Genomic DNA, 3040 nt, shown 5'->3' on the forward strand with positions numbered 1-3040 from the left:
ATACGTTTCGCAGATTAATTGAGTCAAATTTCCCGATGAAACCAGCTACTCCGTTTATCACGCCTTTCCAATTTGTAGCGCTGCACTTGCACTGGCTGGAAAATCTTGCCTCTCCGGGTGCGAAACCCAGCCCCATGCAGCGCCGCCGCCTGGCGTTTGTCGTATGAAAATTTGAAATTTCAAAAGGTCAGCCGATAAAACGGCAGCGGCAGAAAGCCCTGCTGGTAGGCGGTGCCGACAGTATTGGTGCGGGGGTTGTAGGCTTGCTGGAAGATATTTTGGTTGTTGGTCAGATTTTGCAAATCCAGCGCTATTTCGTGGGTCAGGCGGCGGCGGTTGATTTTGTAGCCTATTTTTAGGTCGGTGCGGAAGTAGGGTGTCTGCTGACTCGAAAAGGCGCGGTTGTAATCGTTCACTTGCTGGCCGCGCTCGGCGGAAGCGGCAAAGTCGATTGGCGTTACAAATCGGCCGCCAGCGGTCGTCATTTTCCAGTTAATGCTCAGCACATTGTTGCGGCGACCCAGCCGAAACTCGCGCCCCGCCAGTAGGTTCAGCACGTAATTATTATTAAAAGGCGTGTTGCGCTCGATCTTGTCGCTGCCCTTGTACTTTGACTCGAAGAGCGAGACTGTGGCGAGGAAGTAATAATTATTAGAAAAAAACTTTTCCAACGTCAGTTCCAGACCATAGTTCCGTCCTGTCCCATCATTGACGAGGTTACCCCGGTCGGTGGGACCGAAGTCGGTTCCTGAAGTCAACATAGAGAAATAGCTGGGCATACGGTCAACCGGGGCATCGAACAGCCATTGGTGGTAGGCTTCCAGTTTCAGGCGCAGGGTGCTGGTCAGCATCTGGTCGTAGCCCAGCACGGCGTGATGACTGCGGGTGAATCCAAGATCTTGGTTGGTCATTTTATAGTTGCCATCAGGCTGCCGGTTTTGGTAAAAATACGTCAGGATGGGCTGCATAGTGCTGTTTAGACCGTAGGCGGCATTCAGCGAACCGGATTTCCCTACCTGATAACTAACGCCGAGGCGTGGTTCGAGGGCGGTTGAATTGTTCAAGGCCAGGTGCAGGAAACTAAGTCCGGCGTTGAGCGTCAGGCGTTCGTTAAAGCGGTGCTTATGCTGGGCGTATAGTTGCGTGAGCAGCGTTTGACCCGTGACGTCACGGCTGGTTGAGGCCACCGGGTACAGCAGATCGTCGCGCAGGTCGTAGCTGAGCAAATCCGAAATGACGCCCGCCGAAAACTTGTCTTTGGCGTTGAACTTGTGCGTCAGCGAAGCATTAGCCGACCACTTCTGCTGCGCGAATTCCGATTGGCCCGTCGCAATTTCCCGGTCGATTTTTTTGGCTGCGTCATTTCTATAAATCACCGTGTCGCCATCGAAGTGCTGTTTGGTGTGGGAGCCAGAGAGGGTTAGCTTGCCGTAGGTTTGGTTGGAAAAGCGGTGTTCATAGGAAACGGCACCAATGTATGAGGCGTACCTTACGCGGGTATTCGTATTTTCCTCACCGTAGGCATCCAGTTGTTCGGTGTCCACGTCTTTTCCTAAAAACGCGATATTGCTCTTTCCATTTAGCGTCCAGGCCGACAATGTTCCTCGCTTCCCCACGGGAATGTCTGTCTTGAAGGTGAAGTCTTGATAGTTGGGCGTCCCGGCCAGCTCGAAACCGACGTTTTTTAACAACCCAAAAAATGAGTAGCGGTAATTGACCAGATATGACGCTTTCGATTTTTTAGAATAGGGCCCTTCAGCACCCAATTCCAGGCCATTGAAGCCCATTTGTCCCAAAAACTCGCGCTTCTCGTCGTTACCCTTCCTTAGCCTCAGGTCGAAGACCGAACCCAGGGCATTGGCGTACTCCGCCGGAAAGGCCCCCGTCAGGAAGTCTGATTTTGCCAGCAGGTTGGTGTTCAGCATCGATACTGGCCCACCCGAGGTACCTAGCGCCCCGAAGTGGTTGGGGTTGGGGATGTTGACGCCTTCGAGCCGCCAAAGCAGTGAGGCAGGCGAGTTGCCCCGAACAATGATATCGTTACGGGCGTCGTTCGCCCCGCTTACCCCGGCAAAGTTGGCTGCCATCCGCGAGGGATCACCCAGGCTGCCTGCGTAGCGCAGCGTCTCGGCTGCGTTGAAGGGCCGGGCGCTGACGGTCGCCATCTCGTTGTTGGCCACGGTGCGGTCTTCCGAGCGGTTGTAGGAAACCGTCACTTCGTCGAGATTCGAAATACTTTCGTTCATCGCCAGGTTCAGCACGACTTCCTTACCCGTATTGAGGGTCACTTCGCTGAGCAGAATTTCCTCATAGCCCAGCGAGGTAATTTTCAGCCTTACCCGACCTACGGGAACGCCGGCAATGCGAAAGCGGCCATCGGCGTCGGCCACGGTGCCGAGTGTGGGTTTGCTATCCAATACCTGCACGGTGGCACCCGGCACGGGCGCCCGGGAAGCGGCATCTAGAATAGTCCCTCGGATGGTTTGTGTGAACGACTTGCGTTCAGGTTCGGCGGTTTGCGCCAAGACCGTTCCGACGCTTAACATCAAGCTGGTAAGAAAGAGTAGCGTTTTCATAGTAGCGTTTGGTTCTAGTTGATTACGCTACAAAGATTTGGAATTCAACCGACGTACCCTACCGCTTTCTGGTGATCCGTCGGCTGGGTTCGTTCAGTTGTGCCATCGGCCCGGTGAGTCGTTTAGGCATCCAGCCATTTTTTAAAATCATTCACCCGTTCCCGACTGACAATCACCTCAAAAGAGGGCAGCGGTAGTAGTTCCAGTTTTAGGCGACTATTAAAATAAACCGAAATGTGGCGGATGCTTTGCAGGTGCAGAATCATTTTGCGGTTGGTGCGGAAGAAGTATTTCGGATTGAGAAAGCCCTCCCCCTCATCGAGCGAGTTTTCCAAAATCCACCGCTTGCCGTGGGTATCGGTAGCGAAGGTTAGGCCGTCTTCGGAATACAGGTAAGCCAGCGACTCGGTGAGCAGGTAGGTGAGTTGCTGTCCCGTTTTGACCAGCAGCCGTTCCTTGTAGGT

The 3040-nt window shown here is 53.7% G+C and carries 2 protein-coding genes; both read right to left on the reverse strand.

Features of this window, described 5'->3' with window-relative positions; all coding sequences use genetic code 11:
* Nucleotides 1-179: 179 nt before the first annotated feature.
* Nucleotides 180-2576, reverse strand: coding sequence for a carboxypeptidase regulatory-like domain-containing protein (locus ACEW8P_RS21675; protein ID WP_373515159.1), 2397 nt, complete (start codon nt 2574-2576; stop codon nt 180-182).
* A 122-nt stretch (nt 2577-2698) separates the two neighbouring features.
* A partial coding sequence (locus ACEW8P_RS21680; protein ID WP_373515160.1) for a LytR/AlgR family response regulator transcription factor occupies nt 2699-3040 on the reverse strand: 342 nt, incomplete at its 5' end.

Origin of the sequence: Persicitalea sp., assembly GCF_041751555.1 — a bacterium.
In the GTDB taxonomy this organism is placed as follows: Bacteria; Bacteroidota; Bacteroidia; order Cytophagales; family Spirosomataceae; genus Persicitalea.

Coding starts and splice junctions, on each gene's coding strand:
- ACEW8P_RS21675 (WP_373515159.1), bottom strand. CDS start 2,576: ATGAAAACGCTACTCTTTCTTACCAGCTTGATGTTAAGCGTCGGAACG.